This is a genomic window from Streptomyces sp. NPDC007162 (genome assembly GCF_040634175.1).
In the GTDB taxonomy this organism is placed as follows: domain Bacteria; phylum Actinomycetota; class Actinomycetes; order Streptomycetales; family Streptomycetaceae; genus Streptomyces.
In genome coordinates this window covers 1-3,975 of record NZ_JBEYFC010000690.1, presented here as the reverse complement: position 1 = coordinate 3,975, position 3,975 = coordinate 1, and the positions used below count along the sequence as shown (strand labels likewise).

Here is a 3,975-nt window from a genome sequence, read left to right as displayed (position 1 = left end):
ACACCGTCCTGACCCGCCTCGCCGCCGGCTCGGAGGACGACATCGCGCTGCTCGGCCCGAGAAGGTCGCTTGCAGGTCTCCGCCGGAATCGTCTCGCTCGCGCGCCGATGATCTCGGCAGGTCTTTCGTGACTGCTTCGGTACGAGCGAGGCCCTGCCCAAGCCCTCAGATCGGCTGGGGCCCGAAGCCTGGGTCTGCATCGACTGCTGCCCATCAATCTGGTCAAGGAGGGTCAAGACCCGGATGAGCTGGGGCGCGACCGTATCGTTGGTAGCCGCGGCGGCCATCAGCCGGCATCAGGGCGCCCTGCATCTTCTGAGTCAGATTCGCAGCGCGACGGCGACTCCCCGCGCGGCAACGGGGTCGGACTCGGCCTCGCGGTCGCCCGCGGCTTCACCGAGGCCACCGGCGGCGCCTTGCGCGCCGAGGACACGCCCGGCGGCGGACTCAACATGGTGCTTGCCGTGCCGACGGCTCCGGCGCGGCGTCCGGAGGAGTCGGACCTGCCGGCCACCGCTGCCCACTGAGGAGATCAGGCGCCGGGCGCACGGCATGCTGACGACCTGCGGCAACCCCCCTTTGTCGGCCGTGCCCCTCGTCTGGGCCGCAACCTTCATTCCTCGCCGGCGGTTGGGGAGTCAGTCTTCGGAGAGCACGTCCTCGGCCGTCTCGTGCAGCGGCAGCACGGACGCGAGACGGGTGAGCTCGAGGATGCGTCTGACCTCGGGTTGTATACCGATCAACGCGAACCGGTGCCCCGCGGCCGCACGGCGGCGGTGGATGTCGACGAAGGCTCCCAGAGCGCTGGAGTCGCAGAAGTCCACGCGGGTCAGGTCGAGGATCAGCAGGGGCACATTCTGGATCTCCGTGGTGGTGAGATGTCCCAGCAGCTGGGGCGCGCTGTGGTAGTCGATGGGGCCGTCGACGGCGACGACCGTGTGTCGTGGACCGCGGTGCGAAGCGAGGCTCAGCGTCGGGCCGGGCGGGACCATACTCCGGGAACCGACCGGTGGCGAGCTGTCGGAGGGCTTGCGAGCCCCGGGGCCGGGGGCAGAGGTCATCGAGGGCGTCTCTTCCGTGTCCGGGGCGAGCGGGTCGGCTGGTTGTTCCTGTGCCGGCCGAGGAAACGGCCGGGGTGAGTCGTCACGAGGTCTTGATCTCCGCCCACACCACTTTCCCTCCGTCGATCCAGCGGGTGCCCCATCGTGTCGCGATGGCGTCGATCAGGAATATGCCCCGGTGTCCGAACTCGCCGGGTTGGGACACGATGAGACGTGGCTCCTCAATGCTGCTGTCCGTGACCTCCAGGACGATACGTTCACCGGCTCGCCGCAACTCGACGCGCAGTGGTGTCCTGGCGTGGCGGACGGCGTTGGCGACCATTTCATCCGCGATGAGCATCATGTCGTTCGCCAGATGCCGCAGACCCCACTGGCGCATGACGTCGGCCACCAGGTCGCGGGCGTCGGGGACGGCGCTGGAGACCGGGGCGTAGTCCCGTACGACCGTCACCACCTGGTGCGACGCGTCCTCCGGCCGGTGCAGGTACAGCAGGGCGATGTCGTCGTCGTGCTGCCCGCCGGCCAGGGCGTCCAGCCACGAGTCGCAGTCCGCCTCGATCTCGCCCACGGGCCCGGCCAACAGCTCCCGCAGCTGCCGCAGGCCGTCGTCGATGGGGCGGCCGCGGCGTTCGACCAGGCCGTCCGTGTACAGCAGCAACCGTGCTCCGGGTGGCAGCGGGACCTCCTGCTCCATGTAGCGGTGCCTGCCCACCCCCAGTGGTGGTCCGACCTGCTCGTCCATGAACGTGACGGTGCCTTCCTGGTCGCGCCGGGCCGGTGGCAGGTGCCCGGCGACGGCCGCGCGCAGCCGGTCCCGGCGTGTGTCAAGCACCGCGTAGACGCAGGTGGCGATGGAGCCGGGGGCGATGTCGTCCACCAGGACGCTCAGCTGCTCCAGCACGTCGGAGGGAGCGAGACCAAGCTGCGCGTAGGCACGGCAGGTGGTGCGGATCTGACCCATGACCGCCGCCGCTCTTACGCCCTTGCCCATCACGTCACCGACGACCAGCGCCACTTCGCCGTCCGGGAGCGGTATGAGGTCCACCCAGTCACCGCCGGCACCGCGATCCCGCGCGGCGGGCAGGTATCGCCACGTACTGGCCACCCCGTCGACGCGTGGCAGCGCCGGCAGCAAATGACGTTGCAGTTCTGTGGCCGCCTCCCGTTCCTGGCGGTACGTCTGCGCGTTCTGCAGCGCCACGGCGGTCTGCGCGGCGACACCGGTGACCAGGCGCTCGTGTCGTTCCTTGAAAATCCCCGGCTCGGGATGGCCGAAGAAGAACCCGCCGAGCACGGTCCCACGGGACATCACCGGAACGGCCAGGTAGCTCCGCACCGGCAGGTGCCCTTCCGGCATCCCGTGGTGCGGTGCGTTGTGCCCGTACCGCGGATCCTGCGTGATGTCGTCGGACCGCACCACGCCGAAGCCTCGGAAGGTCTGCTCGAACACCTGGGTGTTGCGCGGCATGGGGAACTTGTCGAAGGCCGACCGGTCGACACCGGAGATCACATAGAGCAGGTACGACTCTGCGGTCTCGCCCAGGATGTTGTAGAAGAAGGCGCCGAACGCCGCCCCGGCCAGACGGGTGGCGGCGTCGACCGCGTGCTGGACCAGCGCGTCGAGGTCGAGTTCCGCCGCCAGGAGGCTGCCGACCTCCTGCAGCAGCTCAACGATCGCCGCCTCCTCGCGGAGTTCGTGTTCCCGCCGCTCCAACTCCTTCTGATATCGTCGCAGCTCCGTCGTGGCCGAGCGCAGCTGCGCCACCACCGTCTGCAGGTGCCCGGCCCGCTGTTCGACCAAATGCTCCATGCTCTCCAGGGCAAAACGGGCCGCGGCCGCCTCCACGGTGGGCGACGGCTGCCCGGCGGACAGCAGTGCCAGGCGCGTGCTGCCGGTGACAGTGCGGAACAGCGTGACGACCTCGGCGGACAGCGGAACCCGGGAGAACAGCACCACTGCGAACCGCTCGCCCGGCGCCAGGGTTCCCCCGAAGACGAGTGTGGAACGGACATCCTGCCCCGGGAGAAGTTCCTCCAGGCCGTCCACCTGGCTGGCGGGCAGGTGGACGACGTCGACGTCCCTCACGGGAGGTACTGCGCCGTGCGCGTCCTCGGCCGTGACTCTTAGGCGTTCGAGCAGCCGATACACCGACGGCGTCTTCTCGAAGGTGCCGGGCGACAGCGCGGGCACGTCCGTCGGGCTGGCACCCTCCGCGCCGGGCGAGCGGGCGCACGGTCCGCAAAATCCAGCCAGAAACATACGTCGCCATGGACGTTCAGCCGCGGTGACGGCCTCCCGAGGCCCGGCAAGGAAGACGCCTACCGCAGCACAGGCGCGTCCGGCCTGCCCGTCGACCAGACTGTCGTAGAAGAAGTCGGCGATCGCTTGTGCCGCCGTGGCCTGGGAGGGCACACGCGCGACGGACGTCCGCAACTGGGCAGTACACCGGGCTGCTTCACTGAGACCGAACGCCGACAGGTTGATCCGGACGTCCTGCACGCTGAGCACACCTCGATACCTCAAGTGGGAGGGCCAGGGACGAGTACCGGGACCACGGGCATAAAGGGTAGCCCTTGGCCGATTCCCGATCGTCCCGATCCGCGCTGCCGTCCCTGTACCCGGTCGTCTCGTGCGGATGCGGTGCACGCCACCATGACTGCCCGCCCGGTCCGGCAGAGCACGCCCGGGGGCGGAGTGCACGTCGTGGAAGGACGATCAGGCCGCTGGGGGAAAGCGGACTGCGAGCAGAGCCTGCCTCTCCAGAACAGCTCACCGGGCAGATCAATGAGCTGAACCAACGCCTGACGCGGCTCGTCGAACGGCACGCCCCACAGCTACTCGCCCAGGTAGGCATCGGCCCGGACAGCGCAGTCACCTTGCTGATCACCATGGGAGACAACCCCGAGCGGCTGA

Annotated in this window: 2 protein-coding genes and 1 pseudogene; 1 reads left to right on the top strand and 2 read right to left on the bottom strand. The window is 69.3% G+C overall.

What is annotated here, in order from left to right:
• Positions 1–329: 329 nt before the first annotated feature.
• A pseudogene (locus tag ABZ646_RS42145) lies at positions 330–527 on the top strand (sensor protein KdpD); the annotation flags it as partial.
• A 111-nt stretch (positions 528–638) separates the two neighbouring features.
• Here the strand turns inward: ABZ646_RS42145 and ABZ646_RS42140 are convergent.
• Both ABZ646_RS42140 and ABZ646_RS42135 read right to left on the bottom strand, forming a co-directional pair.
• The gene (locus ABZ646_RS42140; protein ID WP_360531752.1) at positions 639–1,061 is read right to left on the bottom strand and encodes an STAS domain-containing protein; all 423 of its coding nucleotides are present in this window, start codon (positions 1,059–1,061) and stop codon (positions 639–641) included.
• An 82-nt stretch (positions 1,062–1,143) separates the two neighbouring features.
• Entirely contained in the window at positions 1,144–3,252 is a 2,109-nt protein-coding gene (locus ABZ646_RS42135) for a SpoIIE family protein phosphatase (RefSeq protein ID WP_360531749.1), read from the bottom strand.
• Between the last annotated feature and the right edge of the window lie 723 nt (positions 3,253–3,975).

What these genes read in the sequence shown, in the direction of transcription:
- ABZ646_RS42140 (WP_360531752.1), bottom strand. Translation starts at nt 1,061, where the DNA reads ATGACCTCTGCCCCCGGCCCCGGGGCTCGCAAGCCCTCCGACAGCTCG.